This window comes from Oryzobacter faecalis, from assembly GCF_046764005.1.
GTDB lineage: Bacteria > Actinomycetota > Actinomycetes > Actinomycetales > Dermatophilaceae > Oryzobacter > Oryzobacter faecalis.
In genome coordinates, this window is the sequence record NZ_JBKOFW010000001.1 from 717,080 (window position 1) to 739,209 (window position 22,130).

Genomic DNA, 22,130 nt, shown 5'->3' on the forward strand with positions numbered 1-22,130 from the left:
ACAGTGTCTGTCGTGTCTTCTCCCGGACGTCTCGTCAAGCGGGTCCTCCTCGGCCGCGCCATGCGCAGCGACAAGCTCCACGAGACCCTGCTCCCCAAGCGCGTCGCGCTCCCCGTGTTCGCCAGCGACGCGCTGTCCTCGGTCTCCTACGCCCCCGACGAGATCCTCCTGACCCTGGGTCTCGCCGGCGGTGCGCTGGCGCTGACCCACTCGTGGGAGATCGCCCTCGCGGTCGTCGTCGTCATGGCCGTCGTCATCGCGAGCTACCGGCAGAACGTGCGGGCCTACCCCTCCGGTGGCGGTGACTACGAGGTGGCCAGCGTCAACCTCGGACCGAAGGCCGGCCTCACGGTCGCCAGCGCGCTCCTCGTCGACTACGTGCTCACCGTCGCGGTGTCGGTGTCGGCGGGGGTCCAGAACGCGGCGAACTCCTTCTCCTTCGTGCGCGGCCACGAGGCGGTCGTCGCCGTCGTCATCATCGTGGCGCTGACGGCGATGAACCTGCGCGGCGTGCGCGAGTCCGGCACGGCCTTCGCCATCCCCACGTACACGTTCATGGTGACCATCCTCGGCATGGCGGCCGTCGGCATCTGGCGGCACAGCACGGGCACCCTGCCGCCGGCCGAGAGCGCCGACCTCGAGCTGCTCTCGGAGCCCGGGTACGAGGGCATCACCGGGCTGGCGCTCGCCTTCCTGTTCCTGCGCGCCTTCTCCTCGGGCTGCGCCGCGCTGACCGGCGTCGAGGCCATCAGCAACGGGGTGCCGGCCTTCCGCAAGCCCAAGAGTGCGAACGCCGCCACGACGCTGCTGCTCATGGGCGTCATCTCGGTGACGATGCTCCTGTCCATGGTCGCCCTCGCCACGTGGACCGGCATCAAGTACGCCGAGGACCCGGCGGTGCAGCTGGCCCGCGACGGCGTCCCGGTCGGTGAGGGCTACGTGCAGGACACGGTCATGGGCCAGGTCGCGGAGTCGGTGTTCGCGGGCTTCACCCCGGGTGTCGTCCTCGTGTCCGTCGTCACCGGGCTGATCCTCGTGCTCGCCGCCAACACCGCGTTCAACGGGTTCCCGGTGCTCGGCTCGATCCTCGCCCGCGACGGCTTCCTGCCGCGCCAGCTGCACACCCGCGGGGACCGGCTCGCGTTCTCCAACGGCATCCTCATCCTCGCCGGGGCGGCGGCCGCGCTCGTCTGGATCTACGACGCCCAGGTGACCCGGCTCATCCAGCTGTACATCGTCGGCGTCTTCGTCTCCTTCACGCTGTCCCAGATCGGGATGGTGCGGCACTGGAACCGGCACCTGCGCCTCGAACGCGACCCCGCCGAGCGCCGTCGCATGCTGCGCAGCCGGGTCATCAACGGCATCGGCGCGGCGATGTCGGGCACGGTGCTGCTCGTCGTGCTCGCGACGAAGTTCCTGCAGGGCGCGGGCTTCGCGATCGCGGCCATGGTCGTGCTCTTCGTGCTCATGACCGGCATCGCCAGGCACTACGCCAAGGTCCGCGACGAGCTGCGCGTCGACGAGGACGACACCAGGCAGCAGATGCTGCCCTCGCGGGTCCACGCCATCGTCCTCGTCTCCAAGATCCACAAGCCGACGCTGCGCGCCATCGCCTACGCACGCGCGACGCGCCCCTCGGTCCTCGAGGCGCTCACGGTCGACGTCGACCCCGACGAGACGCGGGCGCTGCAGGCCGAGTGGGACCGCCGCGACATCCCGGTCCCGCTCAAGGCGCTGGACAGCCCCTACCGCGAGATCACCAGGCCGATCGTCGACTACGTCAAGTCGATCCGGTCCGGAAGCCCGCGCGACATCGTCGTCGTCTACATCCCCGAGTACGTCCTCGGGCACTGGTGGGAGCAGGTCCTGCACAACCAGAGCGCCCTGCGGCTCAAGGGCCGGCTGCTCTTCACCCCGGGTGTCATGGTCTCGTCCGTGCCGTGGCAGCTGGCCTCCTCCGCGGGGGTCGAGGACCGTCTCGACGACGTACCCGTCGTCGGTGACGTCCGCCGCGGCGACCACTGATGGCCTCACCCGGCGAGGGCCTGCCGGTCGGTGCCGAGGTCGAGGTCGACGTGACGGCGTTCGCCCACGGCGGCCACGCCGTCGCCCGCCACGAGGGGCAGGTGCTCTTCGTCCGGCACGCGCTGCCCGGTGAGCGGGTCCGCGCCCTCGTGACGTCGGCCGGTGCGGGGGAGCGGTTCCTGCGCGCCGACGCCGTCTCGGTGCTCTCGGCCTCACCCGACCGGGTGGAGCCGCCGTGCCCCTGGGCGGTGCCGGGCGGGTGCGGGGGGTGCGACCTCCAGCACGTCTCGCTCGCCGGCCAGCGGGCGCTCAAGGCCGGCGTGGTCCGCGAGCAGCTCTCCCGACTCGCCCGGCTGGAGGTCGACGTCGAGGTCGAGGCGGTCCCGGGCGACGACGCCGGCCTGGACTGGAGGACGCGCGTCGAGTTCGCCGTCGACGACTCCGGCCGCGCAGGGCTGCGCCGGTACCGCTCGCACGACGTCGTCCCGGTCGACCACTGCCGCATCGCGGCGCCGGGCGTCGACCGCCTGCGCGTCACCGAGGGGTCGTGGGACGGTGCGGAGGCCGTCGACGCCGTCGCACCGTCGGTCGGGGAGCCGGTCGTCGTGCGGGTGCCGGAGGACGGTGCGGGCCCTGTCGTCCGCGAGCGCGTCGCGACGTCGTGGACCGGTCCCGACGGCGCGACGGTCACCTTCGACCGGACCTTCGACGTCGACGCCCGCGGCTTCTGGCAGGTCCACCCCGGCGCCGCGCCGACCTTCCTGGCCGCCGTCATGGGCGAGCTCGGCGTCCGCGAGGGGGAGCGCGTTCTCGACCTCTACTGCGGGGTCGGCCTGTTCACCGCGGCGCTCGCCGAGGCGGTGGGGCCGTCCGGCCAGGTCGTCGCCGTCGAGGCCGACGCCGCCGCCACCGACCACGCGCGCACCAACCTCGCCGACCACCCCCAGGTGGCGGTCCTCACCGCCCGGGTCGACGACGCCTTCGGGGTGGCCCGCCCGGTGCGCCGGGGTCCCTCGCGGCGCACGGGCCGACCGCGCGCGGCCGCGAGGTCGCCCCTCGTCCCGCCCACGGCCGACGTCGTCGTCCTCGACCCCCCGCGCTCGGGTGCGGGCCGGGGTGTCTGCGCGGAGGTCGCCCGGCTGCGGGCCCGCGTCATCGTGTACGTCGCGTGCGACCCCGCGGCGCTGGCCCGCGACACCGCCGCCCTCGTGGAGGCGGGGTACCGGCTCGACCGCCTGCGGGCCTTCGACGCCTTCCCGATGACGCACCACGTCGAGTGCGTCGCCACCTTCCGCCCGGCCGAGGGAGGCCGGTGACGGGCTGGGCGCGCGTCGACCACGCGACCCGGGTGATGTGGCGGCGGCTGGGGCGACCGGTCGACCTCGACACCCAGCCCTGGCTGCAGGCCCCCACGCACACGGCGGGGCCGGTGGGCGACGGCTGGCTGGACGCCGCGGCGCGCGCCGCGGGCGGGGAGGTCGTGCGCGACGACCCGACGGCCGGCCTCCTCCCGGACCTCACCGCGCTCGACGGGCCGGGGTTCACGGCGCGGGACCTGCACCCGCTCGTCCGTGACTTCTACGAGCACACGGCGACGTGGCGGATGGACGCGTGGTCCCAGTGGTCGCCGCTGGCCGCGCCCGGAGGCTCGCTCGTCGCCTGGGCGTTCGGGCGGCGCGTCCAGCAGCTCGCGATCCCCGTGCGCCCCCTCGACGTCTCGCGCGGGATCGACAGCCGCGTGCTGCCGGTCCTCGACGCCTCGGGGGACCAGGTGTGGGCGGGGTGGCTGCGCCGGCTTCGGGCCACCGACGACGTCCTGTTCAGCGGGGCGTACCGCAGCACGAGGGTGCCGGGGCACGACGGCGCCTGCGTCCACGTCGCGTTCCCGCTCGAGCTCGGCAACGTCCAGGTCTTCCTCGCCCCCACCGCACGCGAGGACGGGGCGCTCGTCCTCGACTCCGGCCCCGGCCGGTTCGGGGCCCCCGGCGCGTACGTCCTCGTGGTCGACGACGAGGGCGCCCACCACGCCGCGCGGGTCCCCGTGCACGAGCGGTTCGTCGTGTTCGTCGACGACGAGGGCGTCCTGCGCACCGACCACCACCTGCGGGTCGGGCCACTGCGCTCGCTCCGTCTCCACTACCGGATGACGCGGGGCTGACCCGGTCGCGGCGCGGGGCCGGACCGACCGTCGTCGGGCGGCCCGGGCCTCGCGACGCGCCACCCACCGGCATAGGCTCGACGGGACCGGTGTCGTGTGCGTAAGATATCTTGACGTCAAGATAAATCGATCGGGTGCGCGCGACGACGCACGACCTGAAGGGAGCCCCGGTGGCCAGCACGAACAGCTTCGACGCCCACGGCACGCTCGAGGTGGGTGACCAGTCCTACGAGATCTACCGGCTCGCCTCCGTCGAGGGCAGCGAGACGCTGCCCTACAGCCTCAAGGTGCTCCTCGAGAACCTGCTGCGCACCGAGGACGGCGCGAACATCACCGCCGACCACATCCGGGCCCTCGGCGGCTGGGACGAGAACGCCGAGCCCGACACCGAGATCCAGTTCACGCCGGCCCGCGTCATCATGCAGGACTTCACCGGCGTCCCCTGCGTCGTCGACCTCGCGACGATGCGCGAGGCCGTCGCCGAGCTCGGCGGCGACCCCGCGCAGATCAACCCGCTCGCGCCGGCCGAGCTCGTCATCGACCACTCCGTCATCATCGACGTCTTCGGCCGGGCCGACGCCTTCGAGCGCAACGTCGAGATCGAGTACCAGCGCAACGAGGAGCGCTACAAGTTCCTGCGCTGGGGCCAGACCGCGTTCGACGACTTCAAGGTCGTCCCGCCGGGCACCGGCATCGTCCACCAGGTCAACATCGAGCACCTCGCCCGCACCGTCATGGTCCGCGACGGCGTCGCCTACCCCGACACCTGCGTCGGCACCGACTCGCACACGACGATGGTCAACGGCCTCGGCGTCCTCGGCTGGGGCGTGGGCGGCATCGAGGCCGAGGCCGCGATGCTCGGGCAGCCGGTGTCGATGCTCATCCCGCGCGTCGTCGGCTTCAAGCTCTCGGGCTCGATCCCCGCGGGCGCCACCGCGACCGACGTCGTCCTGACGATCACGGAGATGCTGCGCAAGCACGGCGTCGTCGGCAAGTTCGTCGAGTTCTACGGCGAGGGCGTCTCGGCCGTGCCGCTCGCCAACCGCGCCACGATCGGCAACATGAGCCCCGAGTTCGGCTCCACCTGCGCGATCTTCCCCATCGACGACGTCACTCTCGAGTACCTGCGCCTCACCGGCCGCTCCGAGGAGTCGGTCGCGCTCGTCGAGGCGTACGCCAAGGAGCAGGGGATGTGGCTGCAGGCCGGCCCCGGTCAGCCCGAGGCGCGCTACAGCGAGTACCTCGAGCTCGACCTGTCGACCGTCGTGCCCTCGATCGCCGGCCCCAAGCGTCCCCAGGACCGCATCGTCCTCGCCGAGGCCAAGGGCCAGTTCGCGCTCGACATCAAGAACTACGGCGTCGACGGCGACCTGCGCGAGGCCGAGGTCACCCGCGACGGCCAGTCGTTCGGCCTCAAGGACGGCGCCGTCGTCATCGCCTCGATCACGTCGTGCACCAACACGTCCAACCCGTCGGTGATGATGGCCGCCGCGATGCTCGCGAAGAACGCGGTCGACAAGGGGCTGACGGTCGCACCGTGGGTCAAGACGTCGATGGCGCCGGGCTCGAAGGTCGTCACGGGCTACTACGAGAAGGCCGGCATGTGGCCCTACCTCGAGAAGCTCGGCTTCCACCTCGTCGGCTACGGGTGCACGACCTGCATCGGCAACTCGGGTCCGCTGCCCGAGGAGATCTCGGCGGCGGTCAACGAGCACGACCTGTCGGTCGTCTCGGTGCTCTCGGGCAACCGCAACTTCGAGGGCCGGATCAACCCCGACGTCAAGATGAACTACCTGGCGAGCCCGCCGCTCGTCATCGCCTACGCCCTTGCGGGGACCATGGCGTTCGACTTCGACCTCGACCCGCTCGGCCAGGACCAGGCCGGCAACGACGTCTTCCTCAAGGACATCTGGCCGGCTCCCGCCGACGTCGAGGCGACGATCCAGCAGGCCCTGAGCCAGGACCTGTTCACCACCGACTACGCCGACGTCTTCGCGGGCGACCAGCGGTGGCAGTCGCTGCCCACGCCCGAGGGCAACACCTTCGAGTGGGACGCCGACTCCACCTACGTCCGCAAGCCCCCGTACTTCGACGGGATGGCGATGGAGCCGGCGCCGGTCTCCGACATCAGCGGCGCCCGCGTCCTCGCGAAGCTCGGTGACTCGGTGACCACCGACCACATCAGCCCGGCGGGGTCGATCAAGGCCGACAGCCCGGCGGGCACCTACCTCGCCGAGCACGGCGTCGAGCGCAAGGACTTCAACTCCTACGGCTCTCGGCGCGGCAACCACGAGGTGATGATCCGCGGCACCTTCGCCAACATCCGGCTGAAGAACCTGCTCCTCGACGGCGTCGAGGGTGGCTTCACCCGCAACTTCCTCGACGGTGGCGAGCAGACGACCATCTACGACGCGTCGGCCGCCTACCAGGCCGCGGGCGTCCCGCTCGTCGTGCTGGCCGGCAAGGAGTACGGCTCCGGGTCCTCGCGCGACTGGGCTGCGAAGGGGACGGCCCTGCTCGGGGTCAGGGCCGTCATCGCCGAGTCGTACGAGCGCATCCACCGCTCGAACCTCATCGGGATGGGTGTCCTGCCGCTGCAGTACCCGAAGGGCCAGAACGCCGAGTCGCTCGGGCTGTCGGGCACCGAGACGTTCTCCATCACCGGGGTCGAGGAGCTGAACTCGGGGACGACGCCGCGCACCGTCAAGGTCGGGGTGACCCGGGAGGACGGGTCGACGTCCGAGTTCGACGCGGTGGTGCGCATCGACACCCCGGGCGAGGCGGACTACTACCGCAACGGCGGCATCCTCCAGTACGTCCTGCGGTCCCTCGTGTCCTGACCGTCGAACTTTTTCGGCGCGGCCGCATCCTCCGGGACGCGGCCGCGCCGCTGTGTCGGACCGAGGGCTCCTCGCGCCAGTTGCGCTGCGCCACAGGCGTTTTCAGGCATCTCTGCAGGTCACGCGCGGTGCCATGACGTCGATGTCGGGATGCCGGTCCCGGTGTGCGGCAGCGCCGTCCGCGGAACCTGAGGGTTTACACAGCGAGGAACGGGGCACACACTGGGGACACACCCGACTGCAACCGGGCCACCCGATCGGGGGATCGCCATGTGGGCTGCACCGTCCATGAGAAGCCTCTCCAGGCTTCTCATCGGTGCTGCCTTCGTGCTCCTCGGCTGGGTCCTCAGCTCCTCCACCGTGGCCCAGGCCGACGACCGTGGCCTCCTCGGCGCGGTCACCTCGGCCGCGGGGCTCCCGGCGCCCGCCGAGCCCGCCGCCGTCGTCGTCACGGACGTCGTCGAGGCCGTACCTGCCACGACGAGCTCCGTGACGGCGACCGTCGAGGACGTCGCCGCCGCGTCACCCGTCGCGCCCGTGGTCGATGAACCCGTCTCTGCCACAACGTCTTCCGTCGACGCAGTCGCGGCGACGGCGAGCGAGCAGGTCCTCGCTCCCGTGGCCGACGCCGTCGTCGCGACGGAGCAGGCCGTCGGCGAGGTTCCGGCGCCGACGGCGCCAGTCGCTCCGGTGCCCACGCTCGCCGTCCCGGCTCCGACGGCGGACGGACCGGGGCTCGGGGCGGCCCCGGTCGAGCCGGCCCTCGGGGCGCTACGGGCCGAGGAGTCGGAGCGGAGCTCCCTCGGTGGAGCACATGACGTGGCGGCCGGCTCGCAGGTCGCCCCCCTGTTCGGCGCCGTCCAGCGGAAGGCTGAGCGCGAGCCTCCCGTGGCGCCGAGCGACCGCGAGCCGGTCGTCCCCTGGCCCTCGTGGCACCTGGGGTCGATGACGCCCACCTCGGCGCCCACCCTCCCCCTCACCCTCAGCATCGCCGTGCTCGGCACGGCGCTGCTCCTGATCCGTCCCGAGCGGCGCTGTTCCGCAGCCCGACTCGGGAGGCAGGCTCTTGCCGTCGGTCCTTCACTGGACCCCGGTTCCCGCCCTGGCTGATGCCGCTCCGGCCCGCCCTCGTCCGAGGGCGAGCCGTCCGAGCCGTGCCCGCACCCGCGGGCGTCCAGCATCAGCAGGAAAGGGAAGACCATGCGAACATCCATGCGCAGAGGGCTGCAGATCGCCCTCGTGATCGGTGGGGGAGTCCTCTTCTCCGCGCAGGCCCAGGCCGATGACACGACCGGGGTCGACAGTGTCGCCGGCGGCAGCCAGGCCATCGTCCAGACCGAGGCTCCGGTGAGCGCGGACGGCAACGCCGTGTCGGTGCTCGGTGACTCCGACAGCTCGGGCTCGACGACGTCGGGGGCGTCCTCGGGCGGTGGCACCGCCGGCTCTGGTGGTGACACGACCTCCGGTGAGGGCTCGGCGGCCGGGGGCACCCAGGTGACCTCGCCGGCGACCGCTCCGGTGAGCGCGGACGGCAACGCGGTGTCGGTGCTCGGTGACTCCGACAGCTCGGGCTCGACGTCGGGGCAGACCTCCGGCGGTAGCGCTACCGGCAGTTCCGGTGGTGACTCGACCTCGGGTGAGGGCTCGGCGGCCGGGGGCAGCCAGGTGACCTCGCCGGCGACCGCTCCGGTGAGCGCGGACGGCAACGCGGTGTCGGTGCTCGGTGACTCCGACAGCTCGGGCTCGACGTCGGGGCAGACCTCCGGCGGTAGCGCTACCGGCAGTTCCGGTGGTGACACGACCTCCGGTGAGGACTCCGCGGGCGGGGGCACCCAGGTGACCTCGCCGGCGACCGCTCCGGTGAGCGCGGACGGCAACGCGGTGTCGGTGTTCGGTGACTCCGACAGCTCGGGCTCGACGACGTCGGGGGCGTCCTCGGGGGGTGGCACCACCGGCTCTGGTGGTGACACGACCTCCGGTGAGGGCTCGGCGGCCGGGGGCACCCAGGTGACCTCGCCGGCGACCGCTCCGGTGAGCGCGGACGGCAACGCGGTGTCGGTGTTCGGTGACTCCGACAGCTCGGGCTCGACGACGTCGGGGGCGTCCTCGGGGGGTGGCACCACCGGCTCTGGTGGTGACACGACCTCCGGTGAGGGCTCGGCGGCCGGGGGCACCCAGGTGACCTCGCCGGCGACCGCTCCGGTGAGCGCGGACGGCAACGCGGTGTCGGTGTTCGGTGACTCCGACAGCTCGGGCTCGACGACGTCGGGGGCGTCCTCGGGGGGTGGCACCACCGGCTCTGGTGGTGACACGACCTCGGGTGAGGGCTCGGCGGCCGGGGGCACCCAGGTGACCTCGCCGGCGACCGCTCCGGTGAGCGCCGACGGCAACGCGGTGTCGGTGCTCGGTGACTCGAGGACCGGGGGCTCGACGACGGCCCCCGGCGGTGGCGACCCGGTGGAGCCCGTCGACCCGGTCGACCCGACCGAGCCCGTGGACCCGACCGACCCCGGTGGCGTCGTGTCGCCGGCCGGCCCGGGCGGGACCTCGGCCCGGCCGTCGGTCAACGGCGCTGCCGCGGGGGCCGCGGTGACGCGGGTCGTCACGGCCGACACCTTGGCGCAGACCGGTGCAGCGGCCGGTCCGCTCCTGGCGGCGGGCGTCGCCCTCCTCCTGGCCGGGGCGCTCCTGCTCGCGGCCTCACGACGACGGGGTGTCACGGTCCGCTGACCGGGTCACCCCGCCGTGGCCGGGGCGCGCCCCTGCTCAGCGTCCTGGCCCCGCCGGGTCGTCCGGGCCCCTGCTCCCGGGCGGCCCGCAGCGGGGCGCTCTCGTCGCCCCGCTCGGCCGGGGTCGGCGCGACCAGTCGCCGACCCCGGCACACCCGGGTCCTGGTCCGGGGGGCGGGGGCGTCAGCCCTTGTCGGCGCCCACGTTCGCTCCCTGCGTGAAGTACCGCTGGAAGACGATGAAGACGAGCGCCGTCGGGATCGTCATGAGCAGGGCGGCCGCCATCGTGATCGGGAACTGCGAGCCCGATCCGAGCCCTCCGGAGGTCAGCCCGGCCACGCCACGCGTCAGCGTGTAGAGGCTCTGGTCGTCGGTGGCGACGATGAAGTGGGCCAGCTCGTTCCACGACCCCTGGAAGGACAGGATCGTCAGCGTGATGAGCGCGGGCCGCGCCATCGGGAGGATGACCGACCAGAACGTGCGGAAGGTGCCCGCGCCGTCGATGCGGGCGGCCTCCTCCATCGAGGGCGGGATCGACTCGAAGAACTGCTTCATGATGAACACGCCCGCCGCGTCGACGAGCAGCGGGACGATGAGCGCCGGGTAGGTGTTGTAGATCCCGAGGTAGTTGATGACGAGGAACTTCGGGATGAGCAGCACGATGCCCGGGACGGCGAGCACGGCGAGGATCGCCGTGAACACCGCGTCGCGGCCGCGGAACTTCAGGCGCGCGAGGGCGTAGCCCGCGAGCGAGTTGAAGAACACCCGCCCGGCCGTGACGAACAGCGTCACGACGACCGAGTTGGTGAACCAGCGGGGGAAGTCGGTCTGCGCGATCCGCTCGAACGCCGCCGTCGTGATCGGGTCGGGCATGAGCGCCAGCGGGTTGTTGACGGCGTCGGTGTCGGTCTTGAACGACGTCGAGAGCTGGACGAAGAACGGGTAGATGTACACCAGCGCGAACGCCACGAGCGCGACGTAGACGAGCACCTTCTTCGCCCGGCTGTTCCGGTTGACGAGGCTGCCGTCGTCGCCGCCGCGCCTCGGCGGCGCCGCCCGTCCCGTGGTGGTCGCCACCTCCGCGGTGGGAGCGATGCCCGTGCCGGTGCTGCCGGTCAGGCTCTCGGTGCCGCTCATGCCGCCGTCCCCTTCCGGGCCCTGCGCTGCTGGGTCCGCTGGGCCTTCTTCGTCGCCGCCTCGTCCTTGTCGCGCAGCACGAACCGCTGCAGGCTCGTCAGGAGGAAGATGAGCACGAAGAGGAGGAACGCCATCGCGGCGCCCTGGCCCCACTGCTGCTGCCGGAAGGCGGCCTGGTAGGACAGGAACGCAGGTGTCAGGGTCGTCTTGGCGGGCCCGCCCTGCGTCATGACGTACATCTGGTCGAAGACCTGCCACGTCCCGATGACGCCGAGCGTCACGACGAGGAGGATCGTCGGCCGCAGGTGCGGCACGGTGACGTTGCGGAACCGCTGCCAGGCGTTCGCACCGTCGACCATCGCGGCCTCCTCGACCTCCGTGGGGAGGTCCTGGAGGGCGGCGATGAACATGAGCATGAACGTGCCGGCGGTGGTCCAGATGACCTGGAGCATGATCGCGCTCAGCGCCACCGACGGGCCCTTGAACCACTCCCACAGGGACAGGCTCATCACCGACGTCTCGGCGAGCGCCGACGGCGGGGTGTCGATGCTCCACAGCCCCAGCGCGTCACCGGTGAGGTGGATGAGGCCGCGCGGGTCGGAGAACCACGTGGGTCCGTCGATGCCGAAGATCCCGAGGAACTGGTTGACCGCACCGGTCCCGGTGAACAGGTAGAGGAAGACGAGCGAGATCGCCACGGACGAGACGACCGACGGGAAGTAGAACGAGGTGCGGAAGAACGTGCGCCCCTTGAGGAACTTCTGGTTGACGATGACGGCGAGGAAGAGCGCGAGCACGGTCTGGATCGGCACGACCCCGAGGACGTAGTAGAAGGTGTTGCGCAGCGAGGTCATGAAGTCCTGCCGCGACAGGCCCTGCTCGGTGAGCAGTGCCGTGTAGTTCTCGGTGCCCACGAAGCCCACCCGGGACGAGAAGGGGCTGCCGCGCCCTCCCCAGTCGGTGAACGAGACCCACAGGGCCATGACGATCGGCACGGCGAGGAACAACCCGAGGATGACGAGGACCGGCGTGACGAACAGCCAGCCCGCCGCCGTCTGCCGCTGGCCCTCGCCGGCCTTCCGGCGCCGCGGCGCCCGGCGGGTGCCGGGCGCCGCGGTCGTGGTGGTGCTCACTTGCCGAGGACCGACGCGGCGTTGGTGTCGAACCCGCTGAGGACCTGGTCGAGGTTGGCCCCCTTGAGGCTCTCGAGCTTGGAGTTGAGGTCGGCGACGACCGGCTCCATGCCCGCGGCGTTGATGGGGCCGTGCCCGTACTCGCCACCGGCGATGAAGGCGGCGTCCTCGGGGTACTTGGTCTTGTACTGCTCGGCGGCCGACTGGCGGCTCGGCATGACACCGAAGGCCTCCGCGGCGGCCATCTGGCTCTCGACGGTCGTCAGGGACTTGACGAGGTCGACCGCCTGGGCCTGTGCCTTGGAGTCGGCGGCGATGCCCCAGCACTGCGTGAACTGGAGCGTGCCCTTGCCCTTCGGGCCCTCGGGCAGCTCGGCGACCGTGTACTTCAGGCCCTTGTAGTCGTTGTTGACCGCGCCCTTGATCCAGTTGCCCTCGATCGTCATCGCGGCCTTCTTCGTGCCGAACGCCTCACCGCCCCACCCGGAGTCGAGCTCGTTGGCGAACTTGAAGTTCCCGGCCTTGTTGTTCTCCTGGACGTACGCGAGGGCCTCCTTGACCTCCGGCGTGGCGGCCTGCGCCTTGGTGTTGTCCTCGCTCAGCCACCAGCCGCCGTTCTGCACGACGAAGGCGCCGACACGGTCGATGCCGGTGCCGAGCCCGAGGCCGACCTGCCCACCGGTCGTCAGCTTCTTGGAGACGGCCGAGAGGTCGTCCCACGTCTTCGGGATGTCGCCGTCACCGAGGCCGGCCTTGGTCCACGCGTCGGTGTTGATGACGAGGGCGAGGGTCGAGAAGTCCTTGGGGGCGCAGTACTGCTTGCCCTCGTACGTGAACGCCTTGCGCAGGGGCTCGTAGAAGTCGCTGTTGTCCTCGAGCTGGTCGGCGTACGGGTAGAGGCTGCCCTGCTTCGCGTAGTCGGCGAACCGGCCGGCGTCCATGTAGAAGACGTCTGCGGGGCTGCCGCTGGCGAAGCCCTGGGCCAGCTGCTGGTTCATGTCGCTGGCGACGGTGACCTCGACGGTGTTGCCGGTCTTCTTCGCCCACGCGTCGGTGGCGGCCTTGACCGCGTTGGTCTCGGCGTCACCCGAGGACGCGATGAGCATCTTCAGCGCGACGGGGCCGCTGGCGGAGGCCGGTGCGCTGGAACCGCCGCCCTCCTCCTCGAATCCACCGCCGCCGCAGGCGGTGAGGGTCAGGGCGCCCGTGAGGGCGAGGGCCAGGGCGGCCGATCGGGTGGTGCGCGACATCGGTGACTCCTTCGTCGGGTGGTGCGCGTGCTGGACGGATGGTGCTGAGGGTCGTGCTGGTCGTGCTCGGTGGTGCGGGGTGAGGTCGGTCAGGGCTCCTTCCGGTGGAGCCGGGTGCTGCGGGCCCTGGTGAGGGCCGGCAGGAGGAGCGAGCCCGCGGTGGGGGCGGGCTCGCCGCGCAGGGCCGCGCGGACCAGCCGCAGCGACTCCTCCGCGATGGCGTCGAACGGCTGCGCGACGGAGCTGAGGTGGTGCATGGCGGCGGTCTCGGAACCGTCGAAGCCGACGACGCCGATGTCGCGGCCCGGCTCGAGGCCGCGCCGGACGAGCACCTGGTGGACACCGAGGGCGAGGACGTCGGAGGCGCAGACGACGGCGTCGCCGGGGGAGAGGAGGTCGACGAGGGGGCCGGCCGCGGCGATGGCGGCGTCGAGGTCCTGCTCGGCGACGGCCTCGGGACCGTGCACGGGCGAGGACGCGGTGCCGGCCGCGTCGCACGCCGCGACCCAGCCGGACCGGCGGTCGTCACCGACGACCGAGCCCTGGGGCCAGCCGAGGTAGGCGATGGTGCGGTAGCCGGCGTCGATGCAGTGCTCGACGGCCACCCGGGTGCCTGCGGCACCGTCGACGTCGACCCAGCGGGTGAACGTGGGGTCGTCCCAGACCCGGCCGAACGAGGCATAGGGGATGCCGCGCGCCTCGAGCCAGGGTGGGCGCGGGTCCCCGTGGTGGGTCTCGGCGACGATGAAGGCGTCGACGAGGCGTCCTGCCCACATCGCCTTGTAGCCCTCGAGCATCGGGGTGCCCTCGGCGGAGCCGAAGGGGACGAGGTGGGCGTCGTGGTACGCCGCGCGGATGCTCAAGGCGGTGAGGACCGGGGCGGTCGTGGCGTTGTGCGTGCCGAGGGTGTGCAGCTCGAGGCCGATGGCGCCGGCCCGGCGGCTGCGCAGGGACTTCGCCGAGCTCGACGGGTGGTAGCCGAGGTCGGCGATGGCGGCGCGGACCCGGTCGAGGGTGTCGGGGCTGACCCGCTCGGGGTTGTTCACGGTGTTGCTCACCGTCTGGCGGGACACACCGGCGGCCCGGGCGACGTCGTGGATCGTCACGCGTGAGCCCTCCGACTGCGGCACCTGGTCCTCCTCGACCGTGACATCGGCGTGATACCCGACCCATAGAACGTTCAAACCTGCCGAACCCGAGGGACAGGGGGTTGATTTGAACGATCAAATGGCTAGGGTCGTCACTGTGCATCGCGACGACGTGGACTGTCAAGACCCCCGCCCGCAACCGGAGAGGACGTGGCAGCCGTGGGTCCACGAGCTCGAGGTCGCGGTCCGTGGGCCCGTGACGTGCCTCTCGCTCGCCGACGGGGACGTCGACGCCGCACGCCCCGGAGGCGAGGCGACCGGGCTCTTCGTCGACGACCGCCGCGTCGCCCACACCCTCGTCGTCACCCTCGACGGGCTGGCCCTCACGGCGGTCGCCGCGGCCTCCACCGGGGGCACGACCGAGACCCTCGCCGTCGCGCGCCACCTCGGGGACCCGGGCCCCGACCCCACGGTCGAGGTCACCCGGCGCCGGGTCCTCCACGACCGCGGGCTCACCGAGACGGTGACGATCCGCAACCGGTGGCAGGAGCCGGTGTCCAGCCGGGTCGAGGTCCGCCTCGCCGGCGACGGTGCCGAGCTCCACGACGTCAAGCAGGGCGAGGCCGCGCCCGGCCTCCTCGCCGCGACGGCCGGCGACGAGGAAGCCTCGTGGTCCGACGAGCGCCACACGGTGCGCGTCCGTGCGGCCGGGGCCGCGATCGTGGTGGACGCGCGCGGCGCCCTCCTCGGGTGGGACGTCGAGGTCGCGCCGGCAGGCTCGGTCGACCTCGTCGTCGACGTGCGCGCCGACCGGGTCGCGGCGACGCCCTTCGACGCCGACGCCGGCGTGGACCTCGTCGGCCTCGAGGGCATCGACGTCGCCGCCCAGGACGCGCGCCTCGGCCGGACCGTCGGTGCTGCCCTCGACGACCTGCGCCACCTCGCCCTGCGCGACCCGCTCGCCCCGGACGACGTCTTCGTCGGTGCCGGAACCCCTTGGTACCTCACGCTGTTCGGCCGCGACTCGCTCTGGTCGGCCCGCCTCGCCCTGCCCTTCGGGACCGACCTCGCCCGGGGGACGCTGCGGGCGCTGGCCCGCCGCCAGGGGAGGGTCGACGACGTCGAGACCGCGCAGTCGCCCGGCAAGATCCTGCACGAGGTGCGCCGCACCGCCTTCGCCGCCGGTGACGGCACGCTCCTGCCGGTCGTGTACTACGGCACCGTCGACGCCACGCCGCTGTGGGTGTGCGTCCTCCACGACGCCTGGCGGTGGGGCCTCGACCCCGACGTCGTCCACGAGCTCGCCCCGGCCCTGCGCGCCGCCCTCGACTGGATGGAGCGTGCGGCGGCCGAGAGCCCGGACGGCTTCCTGCGCTACCTCGACGAGTCCGGGACCGGCCTGGCCAACCAGGGCTGGAAGGACTCCGGGGACTCGATGCGCGACGCCCTCGGCCGCATCGCCGACGGGCCGATCGCCCTCGTCGAGACGCAGGCGTACGCCGTCGAGGCGGCCCACGCCGCGGCGTCGCTCCTCGAGGACGTCCTGGGCGAGGACGGCTCGGTGTGGAGGTCGTGGGGCGACGCCCTGGCCACCCGGGTGCGCGAGCGGTTCTGGGTCCGGGGGGAGGGCGCCCCGCTGCTCGCGATGGCCCTCGACGGGTCGGGGGCACCGGTCGACGGCCTCGGCAGCAACATCGGCCACGTCCTCGGCACCGGCCTGCTCGACGACGCCGAGAGCCGGAGGGTCGCCCACGCCCTGGCGGGGCCGGACCTCCTCGGACCGCTCGGCGTCAGCACGCTGTCGCGCTCCAACCCGGCCTTCAACCCCATCGGGTACCACACCGGCTCGGTGTGGACCCACGACAGCGCGATCGCCGCCCTCGGGCTGGCGCGCACCGGTCATCCCGAGGGTGCGGCCGCGGTGATGCGCGCCCTCGTCGACGTCGCGGCCGCGAGCGGGTACCGGTGGCCCGAGCTCTACGGCGCCGAGCCCGTCCTCGGGCGACCGGCGCCGTACCCCGCGAGCTGCCGGCCGCAGGCGTGGGCGGCAGCGAGCGCGGGAGCCCTCGTGTCCGTCCTCCTCGGGTTGCGCGCAGACGTCCCCGCGGGACGGATCCACCTGTCCCCGTTGCCCTCTGCGCCCTTCGGAGCCCTCACGGTCTCCGGCCTGCGCGTGGGCGGCGGCACGCTGTCGGTGTCGGTCGACGCCCAGGGTGACGTGGTGTCGGTCGACGCCCCCGACGGCATCGAGGTCGTCATCGGCTGACGACGGCCCTGCCCGTCCGGTGGCCACCGGACCGGCGCCGTCGCCGCTGGGCACTACGGGAGCAGGTGCCCCACCGCGCGGCCGAGGACGGTCGCCTGCTGGTCCTTCATGGTGATCCCCTCGACGCCGAAGCCCATGAGCACGGTGTCCCGGGTCGTGATCGAGGCGCCGACCGGGAAGGCGCCCGCCGCGGCGCGCAGCCAGTCGTTGGCATTCGCGGCGCTGCCGGGCGGGGCCCCGGGGACCACCCAGCCGCCCAGGTCGTCCTCGAACGACTGGACGGTGCCGTCGGGCAGGGTGACGTCGTCGACGAAGGCGCCCACGCCCTGGACCGCCCAGTCGCTCGCGGACGCGATGGAGACCTCGACGGTCCGGCCGGACCACGCCGACAGGTCGACCCGCCACTGCTGCCAGCCCGCGGAGTTCCCGGTGGCGGCGTTCCACGACCCCGTCGTGCCCACCGCCGTGCAGGCGGCCGTGCCGTCCCAGGTCTGGTAGTGCGCCAGCTGTGGGTGCAGCCCGACCCAGCCTGCGGGACAGCTCTCCCCGACCCCGGTCCCCGTGTGGCCGTTGGCGTCCGGAAGGGTGGTCCAGTCGTCACCACCCGGCGTCCGCGCCTCGACGAAGACGTGGTCCCAGCCGGGTTCGGTGTCGTACGAGGTCCAGAACGACAACGAGCCTCCGGCTGCCGGCACCGGGATCTCGCGGGTCAGGCGCTTGTAGGAGACGTCGGCGATCTGCGAGTAGACGTACCGCGTGCCGGTGTGCGGCTCGAAGGGACCCCCGGGCTTGACCCACCGCGACGAGGGCCGGCTCTCGAACTGGGGGAAGTCCTGCGGGGGCAGGAGCCCGCTCGTCGCGAGGAACGAGGAGGTGTCGTTCTGGTTCTTCGCGCTCTGGCCGCCGTTCAGGCCCCACGTGAGGCCGAGGAACGGGGCGCCGACACCTGCGAGGTCGAGCGCCTTGCCCCGGGCGTCCAGCCCGTCGTCCGGGAGTGCGAGGTACCCGCCGAAGTGTTACTGGAGGACGTCGTTCGTCCCGTCGCCCGAGCCCGCGAGAACCAGGCAGCGGCGCGGGTCGACGCCCGCGGGGAGCGGGTTGCACGCGATCTCCCCCTTGGGGTCGTAGAGCTGGGTGCCGACGTTGCCGGTGTACTGCTCGCCGGCGAAGTCACCGGTGTAGACGACCGTGCCCCCCTCGTCCAGGTACGCCCGGAACTCGAGCAGCTCGTCGAGGGCGAGCCGGTCGGCGTTGCCGGGGCCCCAGCCTGCGCGGCGGGTGATCACGTCGTCCCCGCCGTACCAGACGACCGTGTCGTAGTGGCTGAGCACCCCGAGCGCGTCAGGGGCGACGCGACCGCGGGCGTCGATGTCGTAGAGGTCGGCGGTGATGCCGTTCGCCCTGAGCGCGTCGAGGTGATAGCGCGCGTAGTGCGGACCCGGGGTCTGCACGGGCGATGCACCCGTGTAGTCCTCGGCCGCCACGACCAGCACGCGTCCTCCCGTGTCGGAGACGACCCGGTAGGTGAAGGAGGGGCTGCGCTGACCGCCGCCCTCGAACCAGACCTCGACGGAGTCACCCGCCCTGGTCCCGGTGACGACGCCGCGCACCTGGTGGTAGTGGACGGCGGCCGGCCGGGTGGTCTCCCCGCCGGCCCACTCCGTCGTCGTCGTGCTGCGCACCGGACCGCCGTTGACCCGGTACTTCGCCGACACCGCGCCCAGGCTCCGCTTCGCGATGACCGCCACGGGCTGCGGGTCGCCGTACGAGAGGCCGAACGACAGCTGGGTGCCCGGGAGGCCGCGCTTGTACGGGTCATCGCTGTCGAGGTAGAAGGGCTTCGTCGTCAGGCCGGTCACGGTCTTCGGGTTGGCCGGGTCGACGGCGGACCGGGCCACGGACTGCGCGAACGGCAGGTTGCGCAGGAACTCCTCCTGGACGAGCGCCTCGTCGTCGGGGAAGACGAACCCGCACCCGTCGCAGCCCTCGGACAGCTCCGGCGTCCAGGCCAGGGCGCCGGTGGTGGCGTGGGCGTAGTCGGTGGTCTCACCGTTCGTGACGTAGAGGACGTCCGAGCTCAGGCCAGGGTGGAAGCCCTCGATCGCCGGGTTGTCGAGGTTGCCGGACATCGCGGAGTAGATGGGGTCGTCGGCCGTGGGGGTCGCGACCTGCCACCCCTCCGCGTAGAGGAGCCACTGGCCGTTGGAGTGGTAGTTGACCTGGAACTCGAACCGCACCCGGTCGAGCAGCCACTTGAGCGCCTTCGTCTCGGGCTCGGACACCGGGGCCGGCCCGCGGTAGGTCTCGCTGGAGGGGAGCGACGACGAGCCCTCCTCGTCGTAGCCCCAGTGGTTGGGGAAGTTCCGGTTCGGGTCGACGCCGTCCCCGAAGCTGACGACCCCGTTGCCGTCGTTGTCGCGCAGGTTCTTCCGCCACAGGCGCTCGTGGTCGAACGTGTACTGGTAGCCGTCCGGGTTCGCGACGAGGACGAACCACAGCTCGGTGGTCTGCAGCAGCGACTTCACGGCGGGGTCGTTGGCCCGCCAGCGGTCGAGGTACCACCTCATCAGGCGGCGGTCGACCTCGGTGGAGATCCACTCACGGGCGTGCTGGGTCGCGCTGAACAGGACAGCGGGGCGCGCGCCGTCGGCGATCCCGTTGGCCCCCTGGGTCAGCTTGACCGCCAGGATGTCGCGGCCCTGGTGGGTCGTCCCGAGCGTCACCAGCTTGGCCACCGACGGGTTGGCGGCAGCGGCGGCGACCATCTGGTCGCGGATGCCGCCGGGCTCGTCGTAGGACCGCCACACGGTGTACCCGCCGGCCGCCTGGGCGGCCGCCATCTCCCGGACCGTCCTGCCACCCTTGACCCGGGTGAGCGAGATGTCGACACCCTGCCGAGCGAGCTTCCTGCTCTCGCCGGGCGTGAGGACGAGGGAGACCTCGAGCGTGTCGCCGACGACCTTCCGGCCGCCCACGTCGTAGCCCGCGCGGACCAGGTCGGCCACCTGGGCCGAGGTCACCCGGGCCGTGTACGCGTCCAGGTGCTCCGTGTCCGGTGGCCGGGCGAGCGAGGGCTGGGCCGGCAGGGCCAGGACGGCCGCCGTGGCCAGGGAGGTGAACAGCGTGGTCGGAAGAAGGATGCGTCCCATGACCCGGAACCCCTGGTGCGGTGGATGTGACCGGTTCACGCTTCCACCCGCAGGGGTCGCTGGCAATGACCCGGTCGGGCTAGTCACCCGGGGCGCACCGTCCTGGGCGCACCGTCCTGGTCACTCAGGCCGGGTGCTCTCCCGGAGCCGGCGCGTCGGCCATGACGGCGGCGAGGGTGCGGCCGTCATCGGGGTCGACGAGGAGGAAGGCCCCGCCGGTGCGCGAGCGCGTGTACGGCTCGATGGGCAGCGGCGTGGCCAGCCGCACCGTGACGCGGCCGATGTCGTTGAGCGCGAGCTGGTCGGTGGGGGTGAGGCGGAGCGAGTCGAGGTCGAGGCGGCCGTCGACCGAACGGACCATCGCGAGAACCGACTTCGAGCCGTGCTTGACGAGCAGCCGTGCGCCGGGGCGCAGCGGCTGGTCACCGAGCCAGCACGCGAGGGCCTGCACCTCCTGCCGCAGCGCCACGGGCTGGGTCGCCGACGCGATGAGGTCACCGCGGCTGACGTCGACGTCGTCGGCGAGCCGCAGCGTCACCGACTGCGGGGAGACCGCGACGTCGAGCGACTGCTCGCCGAGGTCGATCCCGGACACGGTGGTCCGCCGGCCCGAGGGGAGGACGACGACCTCGTCGCCGACGCGCACGGTGCCCGACGCGACCTGGCCGGCGTAGCCCCGGTACTCGACGTGCTCGGGGGAGCGGGCCGCGCCCTGCGGACGGATGACGAGCTGCACCGGCATCCGGAACGCCTCGTGGGCAGGGTCGGCCGCCGGCGCCAGGGCCTCCAGCAGCTCGAGGAGCGAAGGACCCTGGTACCAGGGCGTGTTCGTCGACCGGTCGACGACGTTGTCGCCGTTGAGGGCCGACACCGGGATGGCGTGGGCGTCGAGGATGCCGAGCTCGGCGGCGATCTGGCGCACGTCCGCCACGACCGTGTGGAAGACGTCCTCGCTGTGCTCGACGAGGTCGATCTTGTTGACCGCGATGACGACGTGCGGCACCCGCATCAGGGCCGCCACGGCGAGGTGGCGGCGGGTCTGCTCGAGGACGCCCTTGCGCGCGTCGACGAGGAGGACGAGCGCGTCGGCCGTGGACGACCCCGTCACCGTGTTGCGCGTGTACTGGACGTGGCCGGGGCAGTCGGCGAGGACGAAGGAGCGGTTCGCGGTCGCGAAGTAGCGGTAGGCGACGTCGATGGTGATGCCCTGCTCGCGCTCGGCGCGCAGCCCGTCGGTGAGGAGGGCGAGGTCGGCGGTGGTGAGGCCGCGGTCGCGGCTGACCCGCTCGACGGCGTCGAGCTGGTCCGCGAGGACGGACTTCGAGTCGTGGAGGAGGCGACCGACGAGGGTGGACTTGCCGTCGTCGACGGAGCCGGCGGTCGCGAGGCGCAGCAACGTCGACATCAGAAGTAGCCCTCCTTCTTGCGGTCCTCCATGGCGGCCTCGGAGATCCGGTCGTCGGCGCGGGTGGCGCCGCGCTCGGTGAGGGTGGAGGCCGCGACCTCGGCGACGACGTCCGCGACGGTGGTCGCCTCGCTGACGACGGCGCCCGTGCACGACATGTCGCCGACGGTGCGGTAGCGGACCCGGCGGCGCTCGACGACCTCGCCCGAGCGCGGCTGCGACCACGGGCCGACGGCGAGCAGCATCCCGTCGCGGGCGAAGACCTCGCGCTCGTGCGTGTAGTAGAGGCCGGGCAGCTCGATGCCCTCGCGCTCGATGTAGCGCCACACGTCGAGCTCGGTCCAGTTCGACAGCGGGAACACCCGCACGTGCTCGCCGGGGCGGTGGCGCGGGTTGAACAGGTTCCACAGCTCGGGGCGCTGGTTCTTGGGGTCCCACTGCCCGAAGTCGTCGCGGAGCGAGACGACCCGCTCCTTCGCGCGCGCCTTCTCCTCGTCGCGCCGGCCGCCGCCGAAGACCCCGTCGAAGCGGTGCCGGGCGATGGCGTCGAGCAGCGGCTGGGTCTGCAGCGGGTTGCGGGTGCCGTCGGCGCGCTCGCGCAGGCGGCCGTCGTCGATCCAGTCCTGGACGCTCGCGACCTCGAGCCGCAGGCCGAGCCGCTCGACGGTGGCGTCGCGGTACTCGAGGACCTCGGGGAAGTTGTGGCCGGTGTCGACGTGGAGGACGGGGAAGGGGATCGGGGCCGGCCAGAACGCCTTCGCGGCGAGGTGGAGCATGACGACCGAGTCCTTGCCGCCGCTGAAGAGGAGCACGGGTCGCTCGAGCTCGGCGGTGATCTCGCGGATGACGAGCATCGCCTCGCTCTCGAGGACGTCGAGCTGGCTGAGGACGGGCAGGTCGGGACGGTCGGTGGACGCGGCGGGGGTCACGTCGGTGGTCACGGGAGGCAC

Annotated in this window: 15 protein-coding genes; 7 read left to right on the forward strand and 8 right to left on the reverse strand. The window is 72.5% G+C overall.

Features of this window, described 5'->3' with window-relative positions; all coding sequences use genetic code 11:
- The first annotated feature begins 12 nt into the window (after positions 1 to 12).
- The 6 genes from ACK8HX_RS03350 to ACK8HX_RS03375 all read left to right on the forward strand — a co-directional run bounded on the left by ACK8HX_RS03350 (position 13) and on the right by ACK8HX_RS03375 (position 9,753).
- On the forward strand, positions 13 to 2,025 hold the full coding sequence (locus ACK8HX_RS03350) for an APC family permease (protein ID WP_411939225.1): 2,013 nt from the start codon (positions 13 to 15) through the stop codon (positions 2,023 to 2,025).
- Positions 2,025 to 3,341, forward strand: a complete 1,317-nt coding sequence (locus ACK8HX_RS03355) for a class I SAM-dependent RNA methyltransferase (protein WP_411939226.1) — start codon at positions 2,025 to 2,027, stop codon at positions 3,339 to 3,341. The genes ACK8HX_RS03350 and ACK8HX_RS03355 overlap by 1 nt, the downstream gene beginning before the upstream one ends.
- The gene (locus ACK8HX_RS03360) at positions 3,338 to 4,183 is read left to right on the forward strand and encodes a hypothetical protein (RefSeq protein ID WP_411939227.1); all 846 of its coding nucleotides are present in this window, start codon (positions 3,338 to 3,340) and stop codon (positions 4,181 to 4,183) included. The genes ACK8HX_RS03355 and ACK8HX_RS03360 overlap by 4 nt, the downstream gene beginning before the upstream one ends.
- 170 nt (positions 4,184 to 4,353) lie before the next feature.
- Entirely contained in the window at positions 4,354 to 7,023 is a 2,670-nt protein-coding gene (acnA, locus tag ACK8HX_RS03365; RefSeq protein ID WP_411939228.1) for an aconitate hydratase AcnA, read from the forward strand.
- 288 nt (positions 7,024 to 7,311) lie between these two features.
- A complete protein-coding gene (locus ACK8HX_RS03370) occupies positions 7,312 to 8,133 on the forward strand; it encodes a hypothetical protein (protein ID WP_411939229.1) in 822 nt (273 codons plus the stop codon).
- 102 nt (positions 8,134 to 8,235) lie between these two features.
- Positions 8,236 to 9,753: a hypothetical protein gene (locus ACK8HX_RS03375; RefSeq protein WP_411939230.1), complete on the forward strand. Its 1,518-nt coding sequence runs from the start codon at positions 8,236 to 8,238 to the stop codon at positions 9,751 to 9,753.
- A gap of 182 nt (positions 9,754 to 9,935) precedes the next feature.
- Here ACK8HX_RS03375 and ACK8HX_RS03380 read toward each other — a convergent pair whose 3' ends face one another.
- The 4 genes from ACK8HX_RS03380 to ACK8HX_RS03395 all read right to left on the reverse strand — a co-directional run bounded on the left by ACK8HX_RS03380 (position 9,936) and on the right by ACK8HX_RS03395 (position 14,402).
- On the reverse strand, positions 9,936 to 10,889 hold the full coding sequence (locus tag ACK8HX_RS03380) for a carbohydrate ABC transporter permease (protein WP_411939231.1): 954 nt from the start codon (positions 10,887 to 10,889) through the stop codon (positions 9,936 to 9,938).
- Positions 10,886 to 12,022, reverse strand: coding sequence for a carbohydrate ABC transporter permease (locus ACK8HX_RS03385; RefSeq protein WP_411939232.1), 1,137 nt, complete (start codon positions 12,020 to 12,022; stop codon positions 10,886 to 10,888). The genes ACK8HX_RS03380 and ACK8HX_RS03385 overlap by 4 nt, the downstream gene beginning before the upstream one ends.
- Positions 12,019 to 13,272 carry an extracellular solute-binding protein gene (locus ACK8HX_RS03390; RefSeq protein WP_411939233.1) on the reverse strand — a complete coding sequence of 418 codons (1,254 nt, stop codon included), beginning with the start codon at positions 13,270 to 13,272 and terminating at the stop codon, positions 12,019 to 12,021. Before ACK8HX_RS03390 ends, ACK8HX_RS03385 begins: the two co-directional genes overlap by 4 nt.
- A gap of 89 nt (positions 13,273 to 13,361) precedes the next feature.
- The gene (locus ACK8HX_RS03395; RefSeq protein WP_411939234.1) at positions 13,362 to 14,402 is read right to left on the reverse strand and encodes a LacI family DNA-binding transcriptional regulator; all 1,041 of its coding nucleotides are present in this window, start codon (positions 14,400 to 14,402) and stop codon (positions 13,362 to 13,364) included.
- 214 nt (positions 14,403 to 14,616) lie between these two features.
- On the opposite strand from ACK8HX_RS03395, the gene ACK8HX_RS03400 reads away from it, so the two are divergent.
- Positions 14,617 to 16,626 carry a glycogen debranching N-terminal domain-containing protein gene (locus tag ACK8HX_RS03400; RefSeq protein WP_411939235.1) on the forward strand — a complete coding sequence of 670 codons (2,010 nt, stop codon included), beginning with the start codon at positions 14,617 to 14,619 and terminating at the stop codon, positions 16,624 to 16,626.
- Between the two features lie 53 nt (positions 16,627 to 16,679).
- Here ACK8HX_RS03400 and ACK8HX_RS03405 read toward each other — a convergent pair whose 3' ends face one another.
- The 4 genes from ACK8HX_RS03405 to cysD form a co-directional block, all read right to left on the reverse strand.
- Positions 16,680 to 17,321 carry a hypothetical protein gene (locus ACK8HX_RS03405; RefSeq protein ID WP_411939236.1) on the reverse strand — a complete coding sequence of 214 codons (642 nt, stop codon included), beginning with the start codon at positions 17,319 to 17,321 and terminating at the stop codon, positions 16,680 to 16,682.
- 321 nt (positions 17,322 to 17,642) lie between these two features.
- Positions 17,643 to 19,775, reverse strand: a complete 2,133-nt coding sequence (locus ACK8HX_RS03410; RefSeq protein ID WP_411939237.1) for a M14 family zinc carboxypeptidase — start codon at positions 19,773 to 19,775, stop codon at positions 17,643 to 17,645.
- A 124-nt stretch (positions 19,776 to 19,899) separates the two neighbouring features.
- Entirely contained in the window at positions 19,900 to 21,180 is a 1,281-nt protein-coding gene (locus ACK8HX_RS03415) for a sulfate adenylyltransferase subunit 1 (protein WP_411939238.1), read from the reverse strand.
- Positions 21,180 to 22,121, reverse strand: a complete 942-nt coding sequence (gene cysD / locus ACK8HX_RS03420; protein ID WP_411939239.1) for a sulfate adenylyltransferase subunit CysD — start codon at positions 22,119 to 22,121, stop codon at positions 21,180 to 21,182. Before cysD ends, ACK8HX_RS03415 begins: the two co-directional genes overlap by 1 nt.
- Positions 22,122 to 22,130 lie beyond the last annotated feature (9 nt).

Excerpts from the sequence above, each read along its gene's own strand:
- ACK8HX_RS03415 (WP_411939238.1), bottom strand. The coding sequence starts at position 21,180 with ATGTCGACGTTGCTGCGCCTCGCGACCGCCGGCTCCGTCGACGACGGC.
- ACK8HX_RS03410 (WP_411939237.1), bottom strand. The coding sequence starts at position 19,775 with ATGGGACGCATCCTTCTTCCGACCACGCTGTTCACCTCCCTGGCCACG.
- ACK8HX_RS03375 (WP_411939230.1), top strand. The coding sequence starts at position 8,236 with ATGCGCAGAGGGCTGCAGATCGCCCTCGTGATCGGTGGGGGAGTCCTC.
- ACK8HX_RS03380 (WP_411939231.1), bottom strand. The coding sequence starts at position 10,889 with ATGAGCGGCACCGAGAGCCTGACCGGCAGCACCGGCACGGGCATCGCT.
- ACK8HX_RS03390 (WP_411939233.1), bottom strand. The coding sequence starts at position 13,272 with ATGTCGCGCACCACCCGATCGGCCGCCCTGGCCCTCGCCCTCACGGGC.
- ACK8HX_RS03370 (WP_411939229.1), top strand. The coding sequence starts at position 7,312 with ATGAGAAGCCTCTCCAGGCTTCTCATCGGTGCTGCCTTCGTGCTCCTC.
- ACK8HX_RS03355 (WP_411939226.1), top strand. The coding sequence starts at position 2,025 with ATGGCCTCACCCGGCGAGGGCCTGCCGGTCGGTGCCGAGGTCGAGGTC.